At 43.1% G+C, this 23,107-nt stretch carries 29 protein-coding genes; 5 read left to right on the top strand and 24 right to left on the bottom strand.

Annotated elements, in window-relative coordinates:
• Positions 1-640: 640 nt before the first annotated feature.
• The 5 genes from CAN34_RS04650 (at position 641) to CAN34_RS04630 (ending at position 7,382) form a co-directional block, all read left to right on the top strand.
• Positions 641-1,264 (top strand): aminodeoxychorismate/anthranilate synthase component II, encoded by a 624-nt coding sequence (locus CAN34_RS04650; RefSeq protein ID WP_089554653.1) that lies wholly within the window; start codon positions 641-643, stop codon positions 1,262-1,264.
• A gap of 126 nt (positions 1,265-1,390) precedes the next feature.
• The gene (trpD, locus tag CAN34_RS04645) at positions 1,391-2,527 is read left to right on the top strand and encodes an anthranilate phosphoribosyltransferase (RefSeq protein WP_089554652.1); all 1,137 of its coding nucleotides are present in this window, start codon (positions 1,391-1,393) and stop codon (positions 2,525-2,527) included.
• Between the two features lie 94 nt (positions 2,528-2,621).
• Complete coding sequence (trpC, locus tag CAN34_RS04640; protein WP_089554651.1) at positions 2,622-3,509, top strand: indole-3-glycerol phosphate synthase TrpC; 888 nt, start codon at positions 2,622-2,624, stop codon at positions 3,507-3,509.
• A 141-nt stretch (positions 3,510-3,650) separates the two neighbouring features.
• A complete protein-coding gene (locus CAN34_RS04635; protein WP_089554650.1) occupies positions 3,651-4,382 on the top strand; it encodes a Smr/MutS family protein in 732 nt (243 codons plus the stop codon).
• 2,325 nt (positions 4,383-6,707) lie between these two features.
• Entirely contained in the window at positions 6,708-7,382 is a 675-nt protein-coding gene (locus CAN34_RS04630) for a hypothetical protein (protein ID WP_089554649.1), read from the top strand.
• A 116-nt stretch (positions 7,383-7,498) separates the two neighbouring features.
• Here the strand turns inward: CAN34_RS04630 and CAN34_RS04625 are convergent, their stop codons facing one another.
• From CAN34_RS04625 to CAN34_RS04515, 24 genes are all read right to left on the bottom strand, one after another.
• Positions 7,499-7,837 carry a phage tail protein gene (locus tag CAN34_RS04625; protein ID WP_089554648.1) on the bottom strand — a complete coding sequence of 113 codons (339 nt, stop codon included), beginning with the start codon at positions 7,835-7,837 and terminating at the stop codon, positions 7,499-7,501.
• A gap of 58 nt (positions 7,838-7,895) precedes the next feature.
• Complete coding sequence (locus CAN34_RS04620) at positions 7,896-8,132, bottom strand: hypothetical protein (protein WP_089554647.1); 237 nt, start codon at positions 8,130-8,132, stop codon at positions 7,896-7,898.
• A gap of 41 nt (positions 8,133-8,173) precedes the next feature.
• Positions 8,174-11,317 (bottom strand): transglycosylase SLT domain-containing protein, encoded by a 3,144-nt coding sequence (locus CAN34_RS04615; protein ID WP_089554646.1) that lies wholly within the window; start codon positions 11,315-11,317, stop codon positions 8,174-8,176.
• Between the two features lie 70 nt (positions 11,318-11,387).
• Entirely contained in the window at positions 11,388-11,744 is a 357-nt protein-coding gene (locus tag CAN34_RS04610; protein WP_089554645.1) for a hypothetical protein, read from the bottom strand.
• Positions 11,745-11,801: 57 nt separating this feature from the next.
• Positions 11,802-12,074, bottom strand: coding sequence for a hypothetical protein (locus CAN34_RS04605; RefSeq protein ID WP_254423089.1), 273 nt, complete (start codon positions 12,072-12,074; stop codon positions 11,802-11,804).
• A gap of 14 nt (positions 12,075-12,088) precedes the next feature.
• Positions 12,089-12,442 carry a phage tail assembly chaperone family protein, TAC gene (locus CAN34_RS04600; protein WP_089554644.1) on the bottom strand — a complete coding sequence of 118 codons (354 nt, stop codon included), beginning with the start codon at positions 12,440-12,442 and terminating at the stop codon, positions 12,089-12,091.
• 61 nt (positions 12,443-12,503) lie between these two features.
• Entirely contained in the window at positions 12,504-12,989 is a 486-nt protein-coding gene (locus CAN34_RS04595; protein WP_089554643.1) for a phage tail tube protein, read from the bottom strand.
• Between the two features lie 29 nt (positions 12,990-13,018).
• On the bottom strand, positions 13,019-13,381 hold the full coding sequence (locus CAN34_RS04590) for a DUF3168 domain-containing protein (protein WP_089554642.1): 363 nt from the start codon (positions 13,379-13,381) through the stop codon (positions 13,019-13,021).
• Positions 13,378-13,881, bottom strand: a complete 504-nt coding sequence (locus CAN34_RS04585; protein WP_089554641.1) for an HK97-gp10 family putative phage morphogenesis protein — start codon at positions 13,879-13,881, stop codon at positions 13,378-13,380. The genes CAN34_RS04590 and CAN34_RS04585 overlap by 4 nt, the downstream gene beginning before the upstream one ends.
• 2 nt (positions 13,882-13,883) lie before the next feature.
• Positions 13,884-14,234: a phage head closure protein gene (locus tag CAN34_RS04580; RefSeq protein WP_089554640.1), complete on the bottom strand. Its 351-nt coding sequence runs from the start codon at positions 14,232-14,234 to the stop codon at positions 13,884-13,886.
• A 5-nt stretch (positions 14,235-14,239) separates the two neighbouring features.
• The gene (locus tag CAN34_RS04575; RefSeq protein ID WP_089554639.1) at positions 14,240-14,455 is read right to left on the bottom strand and encodes a hypothetical protein; all 216 of its coding nucleotides are present in this window, start codon (positions 14,453-14,455) and stop codon (positions 14,240-14,242) included.
• 60 nt (positions 14,456-14,515) lie between these two features.
• A complete protein-coding gene (locus CAN34_RS04570; RefSeq protein WP_089554638.1) occupies positions 14,516-14,806 on the bottom strand; it encodes a head-tail connector protein in 291 nt (96 codons plus the stop codon).
• Positions 14,787-16,091, bottom strand: coding sequence for a phage portal protein (locus CAN34_RS04565; protein WP_089554637.1), 1,305 nt, complete (start codon positions 16,089-16,091; stop codon positions 14,787-14,789). The genes CAN34_RS04570 and CAN34_RS04565 overlap by 20 nt, the downstream gene beginning before the upstream one ends.
• Positions 16,092-16,096: 5 nt before the next feature.
• Positions 16,097-16,270, bottom strand: coding sequence for a hypothetical protein (locus CAN34_RS14210; RefSeq protein ID WP_165767612.1), 174 nt, complete (start codon positions 16,268-16,270; stop codon positions 16,097-16,099).
• Between the two features lie 132 nt (positions 16,271-16,402).
• Positions 16,403-17,794, bottom strand: a complete 1,392-nt coding sequence (locus CAN34_RS04560) for a phage major capsid protein (RefSeq protein WP_089554636.1) — start codon at positions 17,792-17,794, stop codon at positions 16,403-16,405.
• Positions 17,791-18,438 carry an HK97 family phage prohead protease gene (locus CAN34_RS04555; RefSeq protein ID WP_089554635.1) on the bottom strand — a complete coding sequence of 216 codons (648 nt, stop codon included), beginning with the start codon at positions 18,436-18,438 and terminating at the stop codon, positions 17,791-17,793. Before CAN34_RS04555 ends, CAN34_RS04560 begins: the two co-directional genes overlap by 4 nt.
• Positions 18,439-18,512: 74 nt before the next feature.
• The gene (locus CAN34_RS04550; RefSeq protein WP_089554634.1) at positions 18,513-18,767 is read right to left on the bottom strand and encodes a hypothetical protein; all 255 of its coding nucleotides are present in this window, start codon (positions 18,765-18,767) and stop codon (positions 18,513-18,515) included.
• Between the two features lie 166 nt (positions 18,768-18,933).
• Entirely contained in the window at positions 18,934-19,146 is a 213-nt protein-coding gene (locus CAN34_RS04545) for a hypothetical protein (RefSeq protein ID WP_089554633.1), read from the bottom strand.
• Positions 19,147-19,214: 68 nt separating this feature from the next.
• Entirely contained in the window at positions 19,215-20,933 is a 1,719-nt protein-coding gene (locus tag CAN34_RS04540; protein WP_089554632.1) for a terminase large subunit, read from the bottom strand.
• Positions 20,934-20,993: 60 nt separating this feature from the next.
• Positions 20,994-21,230: a hypothetical protein gene (locus CAN34_RS04535; RefSeq protein ID WP_254423088.1), complete on the bottom strand. Its 237-nt coding sequence runs from the start codon at positions 21,228-21,230 to the stop codon at positions 20,994-20,996.
• Positions 21,231-21,239: 9 nt separating this feature from the next.
• The gene (locus CAN34_RS04530) at positions 21,240-21,659 is read right to left on the bottom strand and encodes a terminase small subunit (RefSeq protein ID WP_089554630.1); all 420 of its coding nucleotides are present in this window, start codon (positions 21,657-21,659) and stop codon (positions 21,240-21,242) included.
• A 111-nt stretch (positions 21,660-21,770) separates the two neighbouring features.
• Positions 21,771-22,076: an HNH endonuclease gene (locus CAN34_RS04525; protein ID WP_089554629.1), complete on the bottom strand. Its 306-nt coding sequence runs from the start codon at positions 22,074-22,076 to the stop codon at positions 21,771-21,773.
• 61 nt (positions 22,077-22,137) lie between these two features.
• Positions 22,138-22,449, bottom strand: coding sequence for a hypothetical protein (locus CAN34_RS04520; protein ID WP_123891900.1), 312 nt, complete (start codon positions 22,447-22,449; stop codon positions 22,138-22,140).
• 174 nt (positions 22,450-22,623) lie between these two features.
• Positions 22,624-23,091 (bottom strand): hypothetical protein, encoded by a 468-nt coding sequence (locus CAN34_RS04515; RefSeq protein WP_089554627.1) that lies wholly within the window; start codon positions 23,089-23,091, stop codon positions 22,624-22,626.
• Positions 23,092-23,107: the final 16 nt, after the last annotated feature.

The following is a 23,107-nucleotide window of genomic DNA, read 5'->3' as shown; positions in this document are numbered from 1 at the left end:
ATTGGCCAAATAAATGCAGCTGCTATTTTAACAACATCTGACTCATAATGCTGAACTCTTCAAATGCTTATTAGTAAAAATCCTCTGCCGCTGAGCGGCATAAGATATTGTTATACAATAAAACTGCAACTGCTATGCCAATCTATCGAGATACTGACACCACCTACCATTAAATATTATATTTATCATTAATAAATACAATAACTTATAGAAAATATAGTAATATTTTAAATTAATATAGTCACATTATGGTTGTTCCTAACGATAACTATCAAGCATTTAACATGTTAATAAACGCACTATAAAAGTGCGACATAAATGCTTTTACTGACTACCTGTGCACCCTTATAGCGCATTAATTTGGTGTATTTAGAAAATACATTTCGTTTAACCCGTTTGATTATGCACTGCTACCTCCAATTAATAATTAACAACACTTTTTATTTATCGCTCGTCAGCATACAGATGCGCTACATTTGATAGACTGCAAAATAGTGGTAAGATAACGACGTCTAAAAGAGCATTTGCTGTAATAAAAGTCAGTTAACCTGGTGAATTAAGATAAGTGAAAAGCAACATAGATAAGCAAAGCACTGCACAGTACTTAAAAGCAAAACCAAATCAATGAGTTGAAGCCATAATGATTCTGATGATCGATAATTACGACAGCTTTACGTACAATATTGTACAGTACTTCGGCGAATTGCAGCAGGACATCACCGTTTGGCGTAACGATCAGATCAATATCAAAGAGATCAAAGCTCTTGCACCTGATATCATTGTCATCGGTCCTGGACCCTGCGACCCTGACCGTGCAGGTATCTCACTAGAGGTCATCGATACCTTTAAAGGTATCATCCCAATATTAGGTATTTGCTTGGGTCATCAGGCTATCGGACAGGCGTTCGGAGGAAAGGTCGTCAAAGCTGGCGAAGTTATGCATGGACGTTTATCTGCGGTCTATCATAATGGTACAGGTGCTTTTACCAACTTACCTAACCCTTCACAATTCACCCGCTATCACTCGCTGGTGGTGGATAAATCAAGCCTACCCGATTGCTTTGAAGTCACCGCTTGGACACAGCATGACGATGGTAGTATTGAAGAAATTATGGGCATTCGCCATCACAAACTTGCTATTGAAGGCGTTCAGTTCCATCCTGAGTCTATTTTAAGCGAAGCGGGCTATCAGTTGCTCAATAACTTTTTGCAAGCGCATGACTTAGCAGTAGTAAACGCAGATGAGTTGCCACAAGTAGGCTAGCTATGTATCAATACTCTTTTTATCAGCAAGCGGTCTATAACCAATGATATAGCAAGAGCTGCTACGTTTAGTTTAACCAATTTATTTAAACCAAAAATATAAAAGATAATAATAAGTGAGAATATTATGACCACTGCGACTATGCAGGATGTATCTTCTACTCTGAATCAGAATCCCGAAGATATCAGTCATCTGTCTGATGAGAGTATTCATCAGCTACTGACTAGCGCCTTAGGTAGAATTTTTCAGCATATTGATTTGACTTTTGATGAGATGTATCAAGTGATGCTCATCATTATGCAAGGTAGATGCAGCGATGCCATGATGGGTGCTATTTTGACCGGTCTGCGTATGAAAGGTGAGTCAATCGATGAGATTACTGCCTCGGCTAGTGCGATGCGTGCTCTAGCGGCCAATATCGTACCGAAAAACTGTCATTATTTGGTCGATATCGTTGGTACAGGCGGTGATGGGGCCAACTTATTTAACGTGTCTACAGCGGCGGCTTTGGTTGCAGCAGCAGCAGGTGCGCAAGTGGCCAAGCATGGTAACCGCGGCGTTTCTAGCAAGTCTGGTAGCTCAGATTTACTTGAGCAGGCTGGTATCAGCTTGTCTTTGACACCTGAGCAAGCACAAGAGTGTATCGAAAATCAAGGTATTGGTTTTTTGTTTGCGCCCAACCATCATAGTGCGATGCGTTACGCCAATCCAGTGCGCCGCGAGCTAAAAGCGCGGACGATTTTTAATATTTTAGGCCCGCTCACCAATCCTGCTGGCACGCCCAACTTGGTCATTGGCGTCTTTACCGCGCAACTGTGTGAACCTTTAGCGAAAGTCATGAAAAACCTAGGCGCACGCCATGTGATGGTCGTCGGCGCAAAAGATGGTTTAGATGAAATCAGTCTTGCGACATCGACCACAGTGGCTGAGCTAAAAGATGGAGAAATATCCGTCTATGAGATGATGCCAGAAGATGCCGGTGTCGAATCACAAACCTTAATCGGTTTGGATGTCGATTCTCCAGAGCAAAGCCTAGAGCTGATTCGTGCCGCTTTATCAGGGTCAGATACCAATGATCGTGCCGTGCTCAAAGCGCGTGATATGATTGCCTTGAATGCAGGTGCTGCAATCTATACCGCAGGGCTTGCCAGCAACTATTCAAATGGTGTAAGCCGAGCACAAAAAGTCATCCAAAATGGTGATGCGTTAACTAAGCTTGAAGCGTTGGCTAATTATACGCAGCAACTAGCAGCGTCAAATTAACGACTATTATTTTTTATGATGATAATTTAAATGTATCAGTACACAGTTCACGCTATGATTGTTTATTTATATTTAACCATATTTGGATACCGCCATGCTTACTAATACGACCTCCCGCTCAGATATTCCTTCGGTATTACAGCGTATCGTCGCCACCAAACACGACGAAGTTGCCACTGCTCGTAATGAGTTATCGCTTGAGGAATTAAAATCACAAGTTGCTGCTGATAGACAGCCTCGTCGCGGTTTTGCCAATGCTTTACGAGCCGCTGATATTGGCATTATCGCTGAGATTAAAAAAGCGTCACCATCTAAAGGTATTATCAATCACAATTTTGCGCCGGCCGAATTTGCTAAGCAATATGAACAAGCAGGTGCTAGCTGTCTGTCAGTGTTGACCGATCGCGATTATTTCCAAGGTGACGATAGCTACTTAACTCAAGCGCGCGAATCTTGTGATCTGCCGATATTACGTAAAGACTTTATGGTCGATGTCTATCAGATTTATCAGTCTTATTTGCTAGGTGCCGATTGTATATTACTGATTATGGCGTGCCTTGATGATACGCAAGTAAAAGAATTACATGCGCTGAGTATTGAGCTTGGTATGGACGTATTGATCGAAGTCCATACAGCAGGCGAGCTTGAGCGTGCGCTACAATTGCCACGTTCAGAGCACAATATCTATGGTATTAATAATCGCGATTTGAATACCTTTACGGTAGACTTACAAACCACGCTTGATTTAAAGAATACACTATTACGAGAGCTAGCTAGTAATGATGCTCTGGCTGCTAATCCAAATGATAACTTACAGCGACCACTTATCGTCACCGAAAGTGGCATCCATAGTGCAGACGATATTCGCTTAATGCTGAGCCATAATATTCAGCACTTTTTAATTGGTGAGCAGTTCATGAAGACTGATCATCCCGGACAAGCATTACAATCCTTACTTGCGAGCGTCGCAACACAGGCGTAAAGTAAGTTAAAACAGCTTAAAGTCAAATAGCTTAGGTGGTTTAAACAAAGCCAGCATGATACTGATCACTCTATTAATTGGCTTTATTACTTGGTCAATCATTAGTACATTCACTCACTAACCAACGATACATTAATTATTATGTCAAACTCTCTGTTTTCAAAAGAAATGCAAGACCAACTTAAAGAACTTAAAGGTCAACTAAGCAAAGGTCGTGATACCACCTCACCTGATGGCGACAATGGAAAACCAACTGAGCCTGTGTCGCTATTGACCCAAAAACAAGTCAAAAAGACTGTTAAACAGTTAGACTCTGAGCATATCGACGATGATAAAGTATTGTTTATGCAAGCGATGCATGGCGTCAATCAGCTCGATGATAAGAACGTGCGCTCACCGGCCAATGCAGCAAAAGCCAAAAAACCTGACGCAGCGACGCTATCAAAGCGTGCAGCCGCTCAAGGTAGTGAAGGTGCAGACTTAGGTGCTGGCTTATCGGACATGCAAGCGCTCCTTAATCCTGTCGCTGGTGAAGCCTACTTATCTTATAAAAATCCAACGCTACAAACCAAAGTGTTTACCCAATTAAAACAGGGTAAATTACGTTGGTATGATGCGGTTGATATTCATGGCTGTACGATTGAAGAAGCGCGAGTTGCAATGACTCAACTGCTCAGCCAAGCAAAGCAAAATAACGAAACTATGGTAAAAATTGTCCATGGTAAAGGTAGTGAAGCGATTCTCAAAACCTGCGTCAATGGTTGGTTACGTCAATTGCCAGAAGTATTGGCATTTTGCTCAGCCCCACCAAAAGACGGTGGCAATGGCGCAGTATTGGTATTATTAAAAAAATCTAAAACAGATGGCGAATAGGCTTTCTGGTTTAGGAACAAAAAAGGACTGCGCTAATGCAGTCTTTTTTTATCACTTAAGCTATTGTTTTAAATATCTATTATTAATTGTATTTATTTTTTGGTAGCCGTTTTGGTAGCCACTAGCTTTATTTTTTGGCTATTGACAGTTACAACCTTAATAATACTTAACAGGCTAAACCTCAAAAGTAGTCATTTAGGTTTCAACATGCCAACAATTAAAAGCCATAACAATTGATAACAAGCTGATAGCCTCTAACTTGGCGTTTAGCTAACTTTGTACCATATCAAGGTTAAAACACTGTAGGGGCTGAATTTAACGGCATAGGTAACGTGTTAAAGCTCATATCATTGGTTACTGACTCAATAGCCACCTGTCTGCCTCGTTAATTGTCGCAAAAGCCCCTTATGCTGCCTCACGCTATTTGCCTCGAAACTATCCAGCATGGGTAAAACCTACCCCGTGCGCGTACTGTTCTATAAACTCATCTCTTTTATGAACTCCGAAAACTAGGTAACGGCAAGATTACGGTAAGGGTTAATAGGCTTAGGTTTTATTGATGAATGTTAGCATTGGCGGTATGTGATCTGGTTTTAAATATACGGTTTTGCACGGTTCTTGGTTGTGCAAAATGCAAGGTTTTATAAGGTTCTAATCTTGTGATTCTCTTAGGGTTCGACATCATGTCGAACCCTATCCACTATCAAAAAATGGACAGTGATGTCGACTCGCTAACTTTGAGGAAGGGTTGGATTTAAAATCCAACCCTTATGAATTACGTGTTTATCAAAATTAGTTACAGCCATATTCAGTTTGCCTAGGCTATTCCCTCGCCCAACTTTGGGCAGGGGTAACGCGACCCCCATTGGGGGATGGGATTAATTGATACATCCATTTTAGGATGTATTGAGATGGGCGCAGATTTGCTCACATCTATTGTCATTTTGGAAACAACTCGCCTTACGAATTTATCTAGCATTACCGGCAACGGCAATCATGCTCAATAAAAATAAGTACCAGGGTCTCCCCAAGAAGTTGCACACCCATTAAGTTGTTCGAAGAATTAGAATAACTGGATTAAACTGTCCGATAATTCCGGATAGTTAGTCTATGAAGATTCCCATGCGTGCCGAATATCGTGTTCGATCACCAGTGGTGAATAAACTCCATTGGAGGTAATTCAATGGTGCCGCGGGTGCATACATTCAGTTTGACCGCCTGAGGGTAGGAGGGCGTACCATTTGGTACACCCTCCTGATAGGGTGTGAAGAAGTTAACACCCTGTTTTATAATCCCGCTTGATGTCTGCGTGGAGGAAATCACCATACAGATAGTTTGATACCTGCGTCACTGAAATCGTGATACAGATGAGAGTTGGTAGGGTGTCCTGAGTTCTGAGGACACCCTCACCCATCAGGTGAAGGCTAAAGCATGGGGCTTCCTATTCTTCAGGAAACCCAAGCATGCATGCTCCCCATTGGGGAAGATGGTTTAGATACGTCCAAATCTGGACGTATCGATTAATGCCGCAACTGTGGTCAAAATGGTGATAGTTGATTCAAATATGTTCAAGGGTTGCCTCATCATCTCGGATGGTAGTAATTAACACCTTTGAAGGCACGGACTGCGGGGTTTACGGACTCGGTACGAATACCCAAGGTGGCAGACCGACTAATAAACGCTCTTGGGTTAGTGGCGACTCCCCAGTCTTGGGGGATGAATATCGCATTATCGGTAACAATGCTATAAGCCTTTATTATCGGGGTTCCGCATTTGAGGTGCGGAATAGATAAGTCCGTCCTCAATTTGAGGTTGGGTAAACAACTTCCTCACGTTGAGGGAGTTAATATATAGGGTCTGCTGAAAAACAGTAGACCCTAAGAGATGGGTCCAAATCTGGGCGTATCACGAAAATCGTTATACCTGCAGAATGCTGATTGAGTGGCCGTTTGATAGAGATAATAGGGTGATAACTTTTTACATCCTAATGCACCCAAACTTGGGGACATCTCATTGCATCCAATTATGGATTTATTGCAGCCAATTGCATCGGGTTGCAGCTGCTGGCAAATTAGGTTTACCTGTGGGTTATCTAAATCATTAGTGAAACTCACTATTTTTAATATTAGCATGAATAAAAATAAACACATAAATTTGTTATAGAGGGAGAGAAGTATGACTCCTACTAACCCATTAACTAGCATTTATAAGGTTGCTCTAACGTTACTGATAAGTTAAAGTATCTTTCCATAGAACAAAGTTCACAAATAAAAATTTCCTTATTTAATTAGACTTCTAACTTATATAGTATTAAAGGGTTTAAAAATGAAAAAGCTACTCTTAGCGTCAACAATTTGCCTATCCATGGTTGGTTGCGTTACTCCAAGTTATAACTATACGCCTACCACTCAAGAGATTAGTAAACCACCAGTAGGAGAGGTTACAAAAGCCTATCTTGGCGACCATATGCTTACGCAAGGGGTATTCGTAAAACAAGATGCGATCTATATAGATAAAGCATATAGGCTCAATATGGGCTATGACATAAGCCCTGGTTACTTTGCTAAACAAGGAGATAGTGATAAATATGAGCAGTATAAAATATCAAGTGGAGTCGAAGCAGGTAGAATAGTTCCCAAATTAATGGCAGAGCCTGTGCATGTTTTACTTGTACGTAAAGAAGATAATGCGATTTGTGTAATGTCATCTCTTAATCAAGTAGGAGCCTGCAATCAAGAAGTAAATTTCGAAAGGCGAAATTGGGAAACAGCGAATAAAAACAGCTTTCAACAAACTCTGATTTATAACGGTAAAGTTGGTAATAAAATTAATATAGGCTATCGGGAATTTAGTAGCGACACAGCTAGACCTGCATTTAATAATGATGTGGAGTATGATCTGTCTGAATCTAAGCAAATAGGTTATAAAGGCGCTTTGATTGATGTCTTAGAGGCTAATAACCAAGAAATTAAATATAAAGTGATTAGAAGTTTTAAATAGATGTTTGCTGTTTCATGGTACGTATTGAACCCTACACAGATTACCCTGCTTCTCAAATTTTAGGCACAAAAAAAGAGCCCACCTAAATTAATAGGTGGGCTCATTGATTTGTTGGGTTATGGCACAAACACTTGCTTGAGATTGAATGAAATTTGCCAAATGGCGCCACTAACTTGTGTCTTGTTGATATTGCCATCTGTGCGATAGGTCTTAGTCTCGCCCTTCATTGTCACGATAAAAGGAGTGATGCCTTTATGATCCATCAAAAACTGATAGATAGCGTTAATCTCATCCAGATTAGCAGTCTTTGCGACCTGCCACGATGCGCGCGCATTATTAACACCAAAACTAGATACCTGCTCATAACCATCGCCAAACTGCGTGACGTTAGTTCTAAGCCCCGTATCTTGCGTTGCACCGGCATCGACGCACCATGCAAATGTTCTAAGTACCATATATTTCACCCATAAAAAAACCACCTGTTAGGGTGGTTTGTGTTGCTGTTGCGGTGTATTAGTCGTTATCTCTGATAAAACTCAAGTGTTCATCAAAAATCTCTTTAATGATTTCTTTAGACAATATCTCGTTAGCACCGCCTATTTGTTCCATACGCTGCATTGACGCATACTTTACTACCTCAGCATGTTCAATGTACTCAACCTCATCAATAACGCCTGTCTTAATAAGATAAGAAACTAGGGTTTGTGTTATTAGTTGATTAGCTAAAAGCCCTTTGGTTACTTCGTCCATAATTAATCCTTATTTGTAATAAAAATAATAAGATAGCTACTTTATCTCCTTAGTTGCTTACTTATCATACCACCTTGCCTCAATTCTTTTCTAACCACATTAAGAGCAGTTGCCTCCATTGCCTTCCCCATATCTCTTGCAAAGCTATTAGCAGTATCGCCACTCATTGAGCTATTACCCTTGGCATCAACGTTCACAGTGATATTAACGTCGCCTACTCCGCCACCTGAACCGCCGTTACTCATAAACTTGGTTAAGTCTGAGTTTTGATTGGGTGATAAAACGCGCTCACCCTTATCAAGCAAGTAGGTCTGCTCTTTAGGCACGTAATCAAGACCACCGTGGGCGATTCCACTAAATGCCGGTGTGATTGCTTGCGCTGCGGCGGCTAACGCACCTGTCTCAAGTGCCGCCATTGTTACCGCGCCCATATTATACGGGAACGGCGCAGAAGCCCATGCCTCGGACAACGCAACCTCGTTATTTAGATATATCTGAGCAAGCGCATAACCTTTTTGCGCAGCAAACATCATCTGACTGACTCGGTTATTCTCTCCAGCAAACACACCAAGCAAACCGGCCATAGCGCCCATCGTATTACCGTAATTTTGCAACTTAGCGTCCTGCATCTGATCGCTTAACGTCTTTTCTTTGAGCGCATAGTCTTGATCCATCGCCCACATATTATCTATATGCTCTTGCTTAGCAAGCTCTAGCAACTCAAAGCGTTCAAGCTCTGGTAGCTCAAAATCACCGCGCTCATCTTTGCTATTAATCTCTTTCTGCCGTTCAGAATACTGATCATTGACTGAGTAAGAGGTTTCGTCACGGTCTTGCGCCAATCGCCATACTGAATAATCATTACCGCTCATGGTACGTTGCGCCATGCGGTCAAGCCCTTCGTTAGCGACAATAGCTCTATTAGACTTAATGCTGTTGGCAATAGACTGATACAGCTTGTCTTGCTCGCGAGCTTTTGCCCCTGCTGCAAACCTAAAGTTATCTAAATCTTCTTGGTAGGCAGCTTTTTGCAAATCAATGAGCAGCTGTCTTGTTGGGTCGTCTTCAGCAAATGCAGTGTTTATTCTTTCTAGCTCTTGATTGTGCTCATACGTCAGTCTTTCTTCACCTTTCATGTAGTTTTCAAGTATTGACTTGGCGGTAGCAGTGCGCTTTTCATCATATTCAATCTTTGCTCGATTCAATAAGTCTGTGCGCTCAATCGAACCGTCGGCATACAAAGACTCAATCTCAGTGATATCAGCAGCGTACTCGCGGTCTAGCTTTTCTCGTTCGGTTGCATATTTTGCTTGTATTGAACCTTGACGACGCAGCGTGTCTTCTTGCCGCTTTAATGTTTCCTTATCCTGTTCAACCATGCTGTCATAAATAATCTTGCCAGTTTCGCTGGTAACCCCTTGCATATAACCAAGTACGTTTTTCGTGTACTGTTTGGTTTGACCTACCCCTGTCTTTTTATCGCGCGCCCAGCGGTCTGACAAAATCAAAGACATAGGGTTTTTGTCAACATTACCTTCGCCGGTGTTATAGGCTGCCACAGCCTTTGCTAAATCGCCGTCAAATCGTTTAAGCAACCAGCTTAAATACTTAGCAGCCCCTTCAGTTGCTTGCTTCATATCATAAGGATTGCCAACTTGGAAGCGCTTGGCAGTATCATCGATAAACTGAAAGCCTCCTTTTGCTTTGCCATACTTGGTCATCGGACCTGTAGCATTGGCATTGCCGCGTGACTCTTGCATATGTATGCCAGTCAGCAAGCCGTAAGGTAAGCCGTACTGAGCCTCATAGCCTGCAAATCCGTACTTCTCAGCGTTGGCCAAAGAAGCTTTGTTTGGGGTGAGTTTTGTCTCACCAGCTACTTTTTGAGCCTTTTTCAGTGCGGCACTGCGTTTATCTAATGCTTTCGCATTTTCCTCCGCTTCGGCTGTATTAATTGCCAGTCCATCGCTATGGCTTTGCAAAAAAGTATTAGTGTCGTAGTAAGTGGCAGCCAATCCAGTAAGCTTCTTTTGCTGACCTGACATCAGCGTGTCTATCGTTTTTATGGCTTTTTCATATTTGTCTGTAACTGACATATAGCCGTCAGCTGCAATAACGCCTGTTTTAACAAAGCCGACCGCTAACGTCTTGCCTTTAGCAATAACACCATCTGCACTAAAGAACGCTTGTGAGGTTTCTCCGATATTACGCATCTGAGAGCCGACTTGCTGAAAAGCCTCAGCAATAATACTCACGCCTGCAGCAAGACCAACAAGAGAAGCGGCGGTAATCTGAACTGCCGAACCGACACCGTTAACTTCGTTCTTAAACCCCCTGCCCTTGGTGGTACCCTCAGTAAAGTGATTGATCAATGTACCAAGCGCTGGAATCATTTCAGCCACTAGTTGTGTTTTTAGGCCCTCAAATTGTGTCTGAATAGCCTGGGTCTGTGCTGCGAGCTTTCTTGACTGATCAATAGCAGCTTGAGTCTTAATAACCCCTGCATCTTCAAGCTGCGCGCCGTATTGTGCAAGTATCGCACCGCCATCAGCAAATAATGGCATCAAGGTGCCCAAATCACCTGCTAGGCTATTCATGATGAACTGCTGTTCTTGCGATGTTGCGCCTAATGCATCAAGCTCGTCTTTCAGGTACTGGATAGCACCTACGCCATCTTTACCTTGTATCGTCTTACTAAGATTGCGAATTTCTTCGTCTGTCATCTTAGTATTGTTTTGCAATGCTTCGAAGAAGTCAGCAGCACCGCCGCCGCCGGTCGCGCTAAACTCACCTAATTTCTCTTGAGTGTCTGCCAAGGTTGCAGCCAATGCTTCTTGTTCAATACCAAAGCCTGCCGCTGCATGAGTTAATACCTGAAAGCTCTTTAAGCTAGTGTTAGCCGTGCCCGCCATAATTCCTAGCTGCACGTCCGCCTTGGCTGTTTCTATCGCAAAAGCCGCCAATGCACCCGCTGCAACTACCGCACCGCCGATAGCCATACCAACAAATGAGCCTTTTATCTTACCCATGTCTTCAGCAATACTATCTCGCAAATTACCTACTGAATCACTGATATTGCTTGCGCTATCACGCGCTTGGCGTTCGGCTTGCGTCAATCCATCGGTAAACTCGCTCAGCCTTACAGCCAAATCTAACGTTAATGTGCCAAGTGAGCCTGATGCCATGACGGTTTATCCTTATTTTGGGCAAAAAAAAGCCTTGAAATCAATCAAGGCTTAATAAACTATTGCTATGTTATTCAATATCACTGGGCTTGGCGTTCAGGTACTCCTCTATGCAATTATCTCTAATGACTTCTGAGACATTTATCTGATAGAGAGCCCTTTCTGCCGGATTCTTATTGGTGGGCGCGTTATCGTAAACCATTTTAGTGAGATTTTTTGCAAGCTCTGTCACTTCCAAGTCGGTGCCAACCATATCAAGCAAGGAGTATTGCTCAGATAAGGTTTTTCCCTTATACATCTCACCTATGACACGATAGTAATTCTCATAATATAAATCACATTTTTGATTTATCGACATATCATCGTCTGGGTGAGCAATTGAAGCAATAGGAGTAAGCAACAGTAAGCTGAACAATAACGCTTTCATAATAATCTCAAGATAATTGTTTTATCTATTGATAGTATGACTAAATATTAAGAATATCTAGTCATCAATCTGCGCCTCAAAGCCAATCTCAATATCGTCTTCATGCGGCATCAACTCTAACGGCTCAATCCAATCCGCTTGCTGACGTTGACTGTTCATGTGAATGGCCATCATGCTAGCGGCGGTTTGTTCAAATCTGCGCGCCGTATTTAGGCTGCCACGTCTTGAGCGATACTCAGACCATTGGTTGATCTCTAGCATGGTTAGATTGCTTTTAACTTGATGGATAGTGTTGCCACCAATGCCGTTTAACGCAAGCTCATAAAGCAATTCGTTTTCACCTGCTATGAACCCTTTTTGCTCTTGGCTAGCTCCATCGACTTTTTTATATTGTCAGCGTTCCACACCATGTCAAAAATTGCGCTTGCTAATGTCTGCACAAAATTGTTTTCTACTTGCGCCTGCGTAAACATGGTTTTGCCTTTATCGTCGACAAGGGCTTTACTAATCCATTCAGATACCACATTCTCTTTATTGCCCCAACGCAAGAATAGAGACTCAGTTTCGATAAATGGTAGCTGCTTGATGCGAATATCAACACTGCACTCTTCGCCGTTGTGCAAAAAGGTAGCGGTTTCATCACGCACTTGTGAGACAAGACTGCCTGATTTAATATCCGCTAGATTTAACTTTGCCATCTTTGTTGCTCCAAATAGATAAACCCCTAATTAAAGGGGTTTGATGTTGGCTTGTGATAATTTAGGTTGTTTTGTAGATGGTCCGCGCTCTAGTTTGGCGCTTCATTGAGATGGTGTGCTGTACCAATGAGTCCGCTTCAAATGTAGGGGAAGAGTCCTTAAGTAATGCGGTAAATGTGGTAAATGTACGGGCTGTTGGCATCGTTACTTCGTCGAGAAGGATGCTCGGTTCTGTTGTGCCGTCTGACCAACCTACATAAACCTCAACGCCTTCATTTTCTGCAGCCAGCTCTAGTAATGTAATATGACTTAAGTTATCAGGGTCAGTGTTGATTGTAATCGAACCCTCGCCTGGCTGGTTAAGACCATACATAGACGTTGCACTATCCATCTCTTCTAAGCAAGTGTTTGTAATTTCTGTCGGGCTGTCATCGCCCAACGTAATACCTGTAATGCAAACCATTTTGGTTAAAATTGCGGTAGAAGCGCCGCTTTTAATCCATACTTGCGTACCTTGCGTCAGTACGCCTTTTTTAACTTTAGCCATAATGATATTTCCTGTAATTGTGGGGTTTCTTAACGCTCTAAAATCCAATTTGCATCGAATCCGCGAGCGTAAAGCTTGGTTTCAGTTTCGTACTGATTGATTGAGGGATTGTTTATCCATGATCGCGACTCTAAAGCACGTCTTGCCGCATCGCGTAGCTCGTATGCTTGACGAGGATTATCGGCATAGACCATCAATTGGTACTGTGTTCTGTCAAAATTTGCACCCGCATCTAGGTGATTAAGTGCCTGACCACTGATTGTTTGCCAGACCATGTAAGGTGTAGGTGTTTTATGTGGCGCAACGTCCTCATGCAGACGTGTAGCAACGTCAATCAATGCACTGATAGCTGTATCAGCCTTAAGCGTTCTGAATATGGGTAAAAAGCTCATAGCTTGGCAATCTCCTTGTCTAGCTCTTCTGAAAAGGAGCGTTTGAACTCAGCTTCTGCCGCGCCTTTGTTGTTATTCAGCGCTGGCCGCAAAAATGGCGTGGCTGAGTTGGAGGCACTCCCATATTCCAAAAAGCGCCAGTACCAAGTATCGCCGCCGGAGTTCTTGGAAGACCCACCAGTTTCGTAGGTTTGGCCAACAACACCTTTTCGTCTGTTTGGTGCAGTGTTTGGGTATTTCCTAGCGCCGCCCTTAACGCCAACTCGCATCATCAAATAACCGTAACCCTTAGTTTTACTAGGCTTCGTTATGATGTTTTTCCATATTCTGTTTGAGCTGTCTTTATCATCTAACCCTTTGGCGCTCTCAATGGCTGCTTTTCTGACAATATTCATTGCTTTTCGAGCTGAACGAGTAGCGGCATTCTTAACCTTACGAGGCTCACCTAGCGTACGCATACGAGCGATGACCTCATCAAGCCCCTCTATTTCGTTTGCCATGACTAGTCCTTATGATTCTCAATACCGCTACTTAGGTTGAAAGTTGTGTAAGTCATACCGTCTTCGTTGTCGTCCAATCCCTCGCTATCAATAGCAAACGTCCGACCCTTCCAAATTACACGCATAGTTGTATCAATCTCAGTGTTATAGCGCACCATCATGCGAGCTGTGACCTCTGATTGCTCAGCCTGCGCGCTTAACAAGTCTTTGGATGATAATGGCGTGACCTTTGCCCATAGCTTGCCATGCTCAATCCACTGTGACGGTAATTCAAAGCCGTCATCATCACGCCCACCTTTTACGTATTTTTCAATAGTGACGCGGTGTCTTAGTTGTCCGGCTCGTACTGACATATCAATCACCCATCTAAGAAAGTTGAACCGCCTGGCTCGTCATATTCCTGCATATTTTCGGATAACTCAGCCAATGAACCGTCTATTTGCTCGACTAGCTGCATAATGACTTGCTCTTTATTTGCTGACTGCTCAATTAAAATGCTATTTTGTTCTACTATCTTTGTCATCAGCGGCAGTAAGTCTTTGCAGCAGCAGCTTTGCTCGTCGTTTTGCTTCATCTTTTTGCTTCCTTATCCATTCACGTCTTTCTTCACAACCTTTGCACGCCATATCACGCCTCACTCTACTGTTGGTTGGCGATAAGGCCATAACAAAGCCCGTACGGGTGCTGGTAAATAGTTACCATCACTAGGCATATCTTTATCCATGTTGCGATGGTAATCGTAGTAACCAACTAGCAGTAGGGCTGCGACCTTAATATCAGGAGTCGCAGCAGCTGTGACCTTATCTGTTATGTATCGATTAATAGTAGCCTCAGCGGCAGCGATATAAGCGACTAGCATTGGGTCGTTACTATCATCGTCATAGCGCAGATGGTACTTTGCTTCTTCAAGCGTTACCCAAGTCATCGCCGTCTCCTTGTGGTTGGTCGTCTGCTTCAGCAGGGACCGGTGTTTTAGAAAACGGATCTTCACTGGTATCGCGTTTAGCAATGGCAGCAAGGCTGAAGTTCTGCTGTTGTATCATTGGGCTTTCACCGCCAGCAACTGGCATATAACCCAGCTTGGCGCGCGCTTCATTTGGTGAAAGTATTGCGCCCTTAACGCCTTTATCTAAGTAATCCATCTGACTTCCAGCATCCATTCGTAATAAAGCATCAAGACAAAACTCAGCCTCAACACCTTCTTCCAATTCAAGATGGTCATTGAGAAGCGTCTCTATGCTTTCGATATAGTGCTGCAAACAGTCGCTGTAATAGATATCGTTATGATCGCTAACTTTGCCACCGGGTAACGGCGCAAGCCCGATTTTAAAGGCAGGCACACCGAAAGCTGTACAAACAATCTCACCAGATAACTTTAACTGCTCTACTAGTTGCGCGTCGTTGGCAGCAACTGAGACAGGAACGTAAGTCACGCCGTCGCCCAACACTGCTGTTTTACCTGTTCCGGTACCAGAGTAATTTTCGTTCCATTGTTTACTCATTTCTTTTGATTTTTCTGGGCTGATTGACCCCGGTGTGACCAAGATTCCCGATGGGCGCGATGCATTAGCAAAAAATGCCTGTGCGTTACGCTGAATACTAATGCCTTGAGCGGCTGATAGTGCGCAAGCTGTGATTGGCGATAAGCCGACTAAGTGGTGATAAAAGCAATTGAATCGGTCATGTATGATTTCAGACGCGGGTATCATTAAGTCTTCATCGAGGTCAAATAGACGTTCACGGCGTACTTGGTAAAAGACATTACCCTCATTATCTACCAACACTTTGACGCGCTCAGGGTCAAGTACAACCAATCGCCATAGCTGACCATACAAGTTACGAATCTTCCAAACGTAAGTGTTGCCGCTGGTAGCCTTACTGGTCGCCCACGCCTCAAAGAACTGCTGTGTGTTTTGATAGTGATTAGGCTTGTTCATAAGCGCATTCATGCGGCTTGCATGTTCTTGCCAAACACCTTCTGACTTCTTTTTGGTTTTTAGTTTTAACTTTCCAATGTCGCGGGTGATAAGTGAAACACAAGCAAAAATAGCATGGTGCCGCATCTGATCATTCTTGCTAATCTCAATCTCTTCATTACGCTGCCATGCACCCATTGTGGGCTCATGTATCGTTCGCCAAGCATCGCCGCCACTAACAGGTTGGGCGTTGTTTGTAGATTTCTTACCGGTTAACCAGTCAAACATGCCCATAGTAATTACTCGCTGTCAGTTTTGGTTTTAGGTTTTGTCTTAGCTTTAGGTTTTGGCTTGTCAACTTCTGCTAATTCAGCATAGCCCGTTAATATCAAAATATTGCCTTCAAAATCTGTGACATCATCATTGCTGCCAGCAGGACCATTGGGTGCATCTTTAATGTATTTAATTTTCATAGTGACCTCGTGTTTTTTAGGAGTAGGTACTGATAGTGAATGGAGGACGCTACCACTACCAATACCTACTCATAAAAAAACCCCAACACATGGTTGGGGTTTAATCAGTCTTAAGCTAAACGATGTTTAGGATTATGGGATTAATGAGTAGTCAATATAAGCAGCAGCTGCTACGCGGCGTTTTGCCCACGTGATATAACGCTCAGCACGAATAGCGATTTTGTTCTCTTGGAACAAGTTCACTAGCGTCGATGCGCCCATATCAATGGTTGCTTGGTCGCTGTAATCAATCTGGACTTCGCCGTCATCAGCCAAGTAAATCTCAGACGGTTTAACCAAAGCAATAACATCCGCTGATGTTTCAGACTCAATAACTGGTAAGCCGCCCAGTGTTTTCTCACCAAGTGGGGCATCCATACCGCGATAGTACGGGTTACCAAGGGCATCACGCAGCTCACCGAGGTCACTAGCACGAGTTTCACTCATGATGTAGTGAGCGCCGCTGAGCGATAAGCCGTTACTAATAAACTGACGACGTAGGGCTGCAAGGTCAGCGCCATAAGTATCGACAGTGATACCCGTTGCCACAACTTTAGGAGCGCCGTTCAAGATACCCGCTGGGCGGTTAGCTGTTTGTGGCAAATCATCCAAGAAAGTTGTATCAATCAAAGCGACTGAGGCTTCAACCAAGTCATCCAACATCATCTTATCAGCGCTTGGTGTTGCTAATCGCAGCAACTCTTCCGTCATAACAACGATACCAGCTAGTTTATGATGCTTGATCTCAATATCTAGAAAGGTTGGGTTAGTAGCGGGTTTCTTTTCACCTTCGCCAACCCATGCAGCGGTTGAGCCAGTTGCCAAACCTGCAACAGTAGTATTAAACGGCGCCGAACGCATACCTTCTGCAATCTTATCAACGACCGTTTGCGCTCTCAGTAAGCTGACAAATTCATCAGCCATTGTATTTTGTACCACTAAAGAGCTTGAGTTAGAGGTATCTAGCACCACTGCTTTCTTCAAGGCTTTAATAACACGCGGGTCCATGCCTTGCGACTTGGCGATTTCTAGCGGGTTGACGTAATTACCTTTGCGCTGATTAAGAATAGAGATTGCCTTTGCTTTGGCGAACTGTGCAAACGCAATACCTTTTTTGGCATGGTTAGGTTTGACGCTGACGTAATTCTTTTCAGAAGAGCGGCGACGACGGCGGCGACTACCTTTCTCCTCTTCTTCGTCTGGGTCTTCATCTTCCATCAGAAGCTCTTCGATTTCTTCGTCATTCTCAACGATAACCTCAGCAGCTTCATCGGCAGCATCAAGGATGTCTTCTAAGATTTCCTCGATGCGCTCTAGGTTGGTTTCTAAGATTACGATTTCTTCTTCAAGAACCTCAATCTCTTCTTCAGCCTCTTCGTCCGGCGTCTCGTTTTCTTTGGCAGCCTTCGCAATGATACGCTTAATCTTACCTTTCTTAGACTTGATGGTCGCAATTAGTTGCGCGCGTTGTTTAGCCCAGTTCATAATTTATCTCCAGATATTAGTGATATACCGCTTTTTTTACGGTTAACCAAAGAAATGCTTCGTTTAGATGTCTTTGCCAACGTGTTTCTCGCTGTAGAGACGGTGGTTTTGTTTTGCGAGGCTCTTGTTTTGACGCGACGATTGGCGTTAGGGTTCTCAGCGTCTAAGAACGCCTGCTTGATACTTTTCACGCTGGTGATTACAGCATCAGGATTGGCACCAACCGTCACAGCGGACAATTCATACCAATCCCACTTCATGATGTTCATACCGGCACCATCGTTAATCCATTCGTAATCCACAACACCAAAGCCGATAGATAAGCCCTTAACCAAGCCATTCTTAAGAGAGTGCCAAGCTTCATCGATGCGGTCTTTGAGCTTGCCTTCTTCTCTAATGACGGCGACTTCCATTACCACCTCTATCTGATCCTCGTACACAGTGACATCGACAACCTCACCAACCGGCTGACAATGATCGTGCTGCCACATAAAAGGGAAAGGCAATGTGTACTCGCCACCAGACATACTCAGCGTGTCACCGTCTCTATCAAGACGCGGAGTAGACGCGATGCCGGTAATCGTTCGTTTCTCACCGTCTTCGGTGACGGACTTAACCTTGAGCGTGCTATAAGCCTTAGTCATATCGTTTCTCGTTATAAAATTTGGACAAAATAAAACCGCCTATTTGGCGGTCTTGGTTATTTATTTGGGTTGTGTTACTTGATATTAAAACCTTGCTTAAGCGCTATAACCTGCTGACTTAGAATGTCATTTTGCTTGCTAATTTCTTTTCTTTTAAGTAACTCCACTTGCTCAAACTCTTTAATCATAGCTCTAGCAAATAAATAGATATTAGAGTCAAGGTCGACTGAGCCGTCAGGTTGTATCTGCGGCTCAAAGCCGTAATCCTTAGCAATAATCTTAATATCTCTATCTGATATGTCGTTATCAGTAGGTACTTTTCTAGTCATAATATCTGCTCACAGATTTGGATTATGTAATGGTTTGGGTGGTGGTAAAGGTGCTCTATACGTACCATTGCAAAGCTCGCTAAACTTTTTCAAGAGGCTTACCGCATAATCAAATCCTAGATGCAAAAAACCCACCGATTGGTGGGTTTAGTGGACTGATTTACTTTTAATTTATTACCATACTAAATTTATTATTAATCACACTAAAGCTATCTCTAGTGTAGTAAGTTCTGTCCGAGGTAATAATAACGCGTCGACTGCCATGATCTAAAACGCCTGTTACGCTACCCACCCTAATATATGCAATATAATCCATACCGTCTTCAATACAGGTTAGTTTGATAAACTGATTGTTAATTTGCTGTAACGCAGTATTCATAAAGCCTCCGTTTAAATTTTAAATGCTGCTACTTATATTGGAGGCTAGATTGGATATATCAACAATTTTCAAATAAAATGCAAAGTAGGCCCATCAGTGTTCGGCGCTTCAGGATTTTGGCTCATCAGTGCGACGGCGTTTAGCATCCCGATAACGGGGTCAATCTTAGCGGTACCAGATTCAGCTTTTGATAGCATCGTGCCGCTACCCCTGACGACTGTTCGGCAGTTACCAACTGACCAACCCATGATTGGCTGACTAGCGTGAAGCATGTCTTTACGCGCAATCTTGTTCTCAGTAGTCTTGATATAGCCTGACATTTTAAAGCCCTGCGTTACGCCTATGAGCTTATCGTCTGGTATGCCTATCATTACTAGCTCGTCAAGCAATGCGCCAATACCTAGCGGATCAAGTCCGATTTTATCCAACTTGCCACTATCAAATATTTGCTTGGCAATCTTGGCGAGCTCATCAGTTTCATCGCCTATGTTTTTAACGATAGACAAGTCGCCTTGCTTCTCAAAGTCACGTAGCGTATCAGCAATAGATTTGCGCCTTTCAAGTGCAATCTCATGACACCATGCGCGCGTCCATACCCACCACGGTTTTACTTGTACCTTTTGCTTGCTTACCCTGTCTTCATATTCACGGATAACCACGGGCAGACGGCCAACAACTGCCATACCTAATAAGTCGTCAAGACCGCCGCCATCGACACCCATCGTAATAACTTCTGATGCTTCTATAAGCTGCTCTAGAGTGAATGGTGTTGGCGCTGCTGCCTTCTCCCAAAATTCACTGGCTGCCCATCTATTAGCTCGCATTGATACGCCGATTTGAACGTTTAAATGCTTGGCTGTGAAGTCCTGCAGCTCTTCTTTGCCCTCGTCAGATGCTTTCTTGAACTCACGCTCAATGTACTTCTCGTTAACTGAGGCACCCATATTAGGGTTTGTTATGTACCAATTCTCTTGCTTGAGATAGAGCTCATCATCTAGGTACTTTTGAGGGAACTCATAAAGCAAGCCTAGGAACTGCGGGTCATCAACCTTGCCATCACGTACTGACCTAGCATAGTCAAGCTTCTGCTTCATCGCGCCTGTTGGTGGTTCATCAGGCATGGTTGTTAGATATATGACAAAACCCTCTGGTCTCGATGCAAGACCACCGGTAGCCTCACGCAGCATTGAGCCTGCATTAGCACGTTTGCCAAATAACCATAATTCATCAACCAAGATATAAGATGCCTTGATACCTGCTAACGCCTCTGATTCAGCAGCAATAACCTTTAGCTTTGCATTAGTACCTAAGTGGGTAATCGTTCTTGTATGCTCACTTACGTTGAACATAGCTGACAATTCAGGGTCAGCAGCAATCATGTCGCGCGCTGGATTGAATGAGTTACTAGCAACCTCTTTGGTTGGTGCAATAATCACTAAATCAGCACTGTGTCTTTCATTCAAGATAAGCGCGGTCATCATGATGCCGGCTGCCAATGTGGACTTAGCGTTCTTCTTGGCAATGAGAAGCATGAACTCGGTAATCATGCGAATGCCGGTTTCAGGGTCATACGCACCAAAGATAGACGCTACAAAATCTGATGACCATTTGAGTGATGCTTCACCCAATGTGGGTTTGCCAATAACATCGACCAGGACAAGGCTGTTAAAAACCCTTAATGCAATGTCTGCAACTTCTTGATTGAGTGGAGCACAAGGCAGTAGTGATTCTTTTTGGACTATGCGCTTTTCCCAATCAGGTAGCGCCGTTGTCCATTCAGTAATCATTTATCTTCGCCCATAAAAAACCGCCCATTAAGGACGGCTTGATTTATTATTAATATTTGACTACATAGTGTGTATAGGTGGTTGTTTTATCATCTCGATGTTGATCAGCGCCTGATATTCATTGTTTGTTGCATCTTCATCTAAGCACCATTCAAGTGTATGCACTCTATAGCGCTTATCTTTGAAAACTAAAATATCGCCAATGCTTGGAACTTGTGAAAGTATGCGGCGACCAAACTGCTCTTTGGTTCTAAAGATGTAAAAATTTATAGCGTAATGATTTGGGAAGATAGACATTACCAATCCTTATTGCATTTTGTCCGACTGCTGACTGAGTGTTGAAAACCTACCAGTTTTTGTTGCCTTGATTGCCCGCTCTTTCTCACCAACTTTTTTACCGGCCGGTGCAATTCTTGCGTACATATATGGCATCAGCGTACTGGCTGCACTTAGTGAAATCTTTGGGTCTGGGTCGTTTAATAATTCCAGTAACTTCTCTTTAGGATCAACCACGTTTTTTTTAACATGCACGGTGCCAGCTTCTACTTGTTCACGCTCCAAAGTCTTAGCTTCGATATACTGAATAACATCTTCGTCTTTGAATAATCTTGAGCCTGCTTGTGAGGCTGTAGCCTTTGAGTAACCTGCTGTCATAGCAGCTTCGGCTTTAGTTTCACCGTCCATGATAGCGTCAGCGTATAATCTTTTTTTTAGTGTGAGCGCCATCAGAACCTCCTTTAACTTTTCTTGGTAGGCTTTAACATATTCGGTAAAGACAGAATTTTTTTATAAATGAGATGGTGTGTGGTGTCCTGTGCCCTACAGAGGAAAATAAAATTACCTCCCCCCTGCCTTACTTTCATCCAAGGTTTTAACCTGATGGCATTCAGTACATAGAATCTGCAAATTACTTTCATCATCAGTACCACCAACGGCAACATTAACGATATGGTCAAGCTCAAGCTCACCACCGACGCGATGACATGACTGACAGGTGTGCTTATCACGTAGAAGTATCTTATCTTTCAATCTACGCCAAGGTCTTCCACCTCGTCCATGTCCCCATTTAGACTTTGGCTGATGAGTATCAAGGCCCATCTTATTCATCTCGTCCAGTCTTGGCTTTAGCGCTTTGAGTGCCATCGCTTGTTACCTCATATAAAAAATGCCCGGACCAATCAAGGCGGGGCAAAAGTGTTTTAAGTTAGACCTCTAAACAACCATCCGCGATTTGCTGATCTATAGTCTCTTTAATCAAAGCCCAATCATCAGGGTTAATTGCTAAAGACTCACCATCCTTAGTGTCGGTTACAAAGATAGTGTTATTACTGACACTAACCTTTATATTCGAGTAGTCGTTGTTCATATGAATAAGTATCGTATTAACGTACTGGTCTGCATCTTTATCGCCATAATTGGCACGCGTATTCAAAAAGTTAAACCAGTAGTTTCTGGCTGCCTGCTTCTCTGCAAACTTCCAACGGTTGAATACTTCTGCATTTGATATTTTGCACATAGCATCTCTGCCAAAATTTAGACAATAAAAAAGCCCGATATGGATAATCACATATCGAGCATAAAATGGTAGGCAATAAAAAAGCCCCATCAATGAAGATAGGGCCTGAATAGGTTGGCTCAACACATAAAATGCGGAGCATAAAAGGATATTACTACATAGCTCAATGAGCTGTCAAGACATTAATAGGGCTTCAATAAAGCCCGCTCCGCGCTCCATGATCGCCTTTACTCTTACATCCGTTATCTTTTTACCCAAAGCCTTGGTCAAATCTCTAGCAATACGACTAAACGATTCATCATATCGATAATGCCTAACCAATACGGCATACATCAACACGCAGATTAGCAAATTATCATCGTCGAGCTCATGCTCTAACATATGTCCTAATGCTACGTCTAATCGCGCTGAGTAGCGTTTAAGCGTTGCCATAGCTCGCTCTACCTCCAGCGCTTCTTCGTCGCTTATATGCTCAACCTGCTGATACCTAGCATAGCGTTTTACTTCGCTGTCACAAAAAGGCGCGCAGTTTATTAGCATTTGCGCTGGACTAGAATAACCTTGACCCTTGCCGATGTTACGAGTCCAAACGGCCCACGATGCTAACCTTACCTTCACATCTCTGTCGATTATGTCGCTCATTTCTTCACCTCAGTTA

Source organism: Psychrobacter sp. DAB_AL32B, from assembly GCF_002224105.1.
Classification (GTDB): Bacteria; Pseudomonadota; Gammaproteobacteria; order Pseudomonadales; family Moraxellaceae; genus Psychrobacter.
Note: the sequence above shows the minus strand (reverse complement) of the source record. Positions and strands in the feature narration are given on the sequence as shown.

What these genes read in the sequence shown, in the direction of transcription:
- CAN34_RS04545 (WP_089554633.1), bottom strand. Translation starts at nt 19,146, where the DNA reads ATGAATACTGCGTTACAGCAAATTAACAATCAGTTTATCAAACTAACC.
- trpD (WP_089554652.1), top strand. Translation starts at nt 1,391, where the DNA reads ATGACCACTGCGACTATGCAGGATGTATCTTCTACTCTGAATCAGAAT.
- CAN34_RS04570 (WP_089554638.1), bottom strand. Translation starts at nt 14,806, where the DNA reads ATGACTTGGGTAACGCTTGAAGAAGCAAAGTACCATCTGCGCTATGAC.
- CAN34_RS04555 (WP_089554635.1), bottom strand. Translation starts at nt 18,438, where the DNA reads ATGACTAAGGCTTATAGCACGCTCAAGGTTAAGTCCGTCACCGAAGAC.
- CAN34_RS04550 (WP_089554634.1), bottom strand. Translation starts at nt 18,767, where the DNA reads ATGACTAGAAAAGTACCTACTGATAACGACATATCAGATAGAGATATT.
- CAN34_RS04595 (WP_089554643.1), bottom strand. Translation starts at nt 12,989, where the DNA reads ATGGCTAAAGTTAAAAAAGGCGTACTGACGCAAGGTACGCAAGTATGG.
- CAN34_RS04635 (WP_089554650.1), top strand. Translation starts at nt 3,651, where the DNA reads ATGTCAAACTCTCTGTTTTCAAAAGAAATGCAAGACCAACTTAAAGAA.
- CAN34_RS04525 (WP_089554629.1), bottom strand. Translation starts at nt 22,076, where the DNA reads ATGGCACTCAAAGCGCTAAAGCCAAGACTGGACGAGATGAATAAGATG.
- CAN34_RS04515 (WP_089554627.1), bottom strand. Translation starts at nt 23,091, where the DNA reads ATGAGCGACATAATCGACAGAGATGTGAAGGTAAGGTTAGCATCGTGG.
- CAN34_RS04615 (WP_089554646.1), bottom strand. Translation starts at nt 11,317, where the DNA reads ATGGCATCAGGCTCACTTGGCACATTAACGTTAGATTTGGCTGTAAGG.
- CAN34_RS04650 (WP_089554653.1), top strand. Translation starts at nt 641, where the DNA reads ATGATTCTGATGATCGATAATTACGACAGCTTTACGTACAATATTGTA.
- CAN34_RS04535 (WP_254423088.1), bottom strand. Translation starts at nt 21,230, where the DNA reads ATGTCTATCTTCCCAAATCATTACGCTATAAATTTTTACATCTTTAGA.
- CAN34_RS04620 (WP_089554647.1), bottom strand. Translation starts at nt 8,132, where the DNA reads ATGGACGAAGTAACCAAAGGGCTTTTAGCTAATCAACTAATAACACAA.
- CAN34_RS04565 (WP_089554637.1), bottom strand. Translation starts at nt 16,091, where the DNA reads ATGGGCATGTTTGACTGGTTAACCGGTAAGAAATCTACAAACAACGCC.
- CAN34_RS04520 (WP_123891900.1), bottom strand. Translation starts at nt 22,449, where the DNA reads ATGTGCAAAATATCAAATGCAGAAGTATTCAACCGTTGGAAGTTTGCA.
- CAN34_RS04610 (WP_089554645.1), bottom strand. Translation starts at nt 11,744, where the DNA reads ATGAAAGCGTTATTGTTCAGCTTACTGTTGCTTACTCCTATTGCTTCA.
- trpC (WP_089554651.1), top strand. Translation starts at nt 2,622, where the DNA reads ATGCTTACTAATACGACCTCCCGCTCAGATATTCCTTCGGTATTACAG.
- CAN34_RS04575 (WP_089554639.1), bottom strand. Translation starts at nt 14,455, where the DNA reads ATGAAGCAAAACGACGAGCAAAGCTGCTGCTGCAAAGACTTACTGCCG.
- CAN34_RS14210 (WP_165767612.1), bottom strand. Translation starts at nt 16,270, where the DNA reads ATGAAAATTAAATACATTAAAGATGCACCCAATGGTCCTGCTGGCAGC.
- CAN34_RS04600 (WP_089554644.1), bottom strand. Translation starts at nt 12,442, where the DNA reads ATGGCAAAGTTAAATCTAGCGGATATTAAATCAGGCAGTCTTGTCTCA.
- CAN34_RS04590 (WP_089554642.1), bottom strand. Translation starts at nt 13,381, where the DNA reads ATGAGCTTTTTACCCATATTCAGAACGCTTAAGGCTGATACAGCTATC.
- CAN34_RS04625 (WP_089554648.1), bottom strand. Translation starts at nt 7,837, where the DNA reads ATGGTACTTAGAACATTTGCATGGTGCGTCGATGCCGGTGCAACGCAA.
- CAN34_RS04540 (WP_089554632.1), bottom strand. Translation starts at nt 20,933, where the DNA reads ATGATTACTGAATGGACAACGGCGCTACCTGATTGGGAAAAGCGCATA.
- CAN34_RS04530 (WP_089554630.1), bottom strand. Translation starts at nt 21,659, where the DNA reads ATGGCGCTCACACTAAAAAAAAGATTATACGCTGACGCTATCATGGAC.
- CAN34_RS04560 (WP_089554636.1), bottom strand. Translation starts at nt 17,794, where the DNA reads ATGAACTGGGCTAAACAACGCGCGCAACTAATTGCGACCATCAAGTCT.
- CAN34_RS04580 (WP_089554640.1), bottom strand. Translation starts at nt 14,234, where the DNA reads ATGTCAGTACGAGCCGGACAACTAAGACACCGCGTCACTATTGAAAAA.
- CAN34_RS04630 (WP_089554649.1), top strand. Translation starts at nt 6,708, where the DNA reads ATGAAAAAGCTACTCTTAGCGTCAACAATTTGCCTATCCATGGTTGGT.
- CAN34_RS04585 (WP_089554641.1), bottom strand. Translation starts at nt 13,881, where the DNA reads ATGGCAAACGAAATAGAGGGGCTTGATGAGGTCATCGCTCGTATGCGT.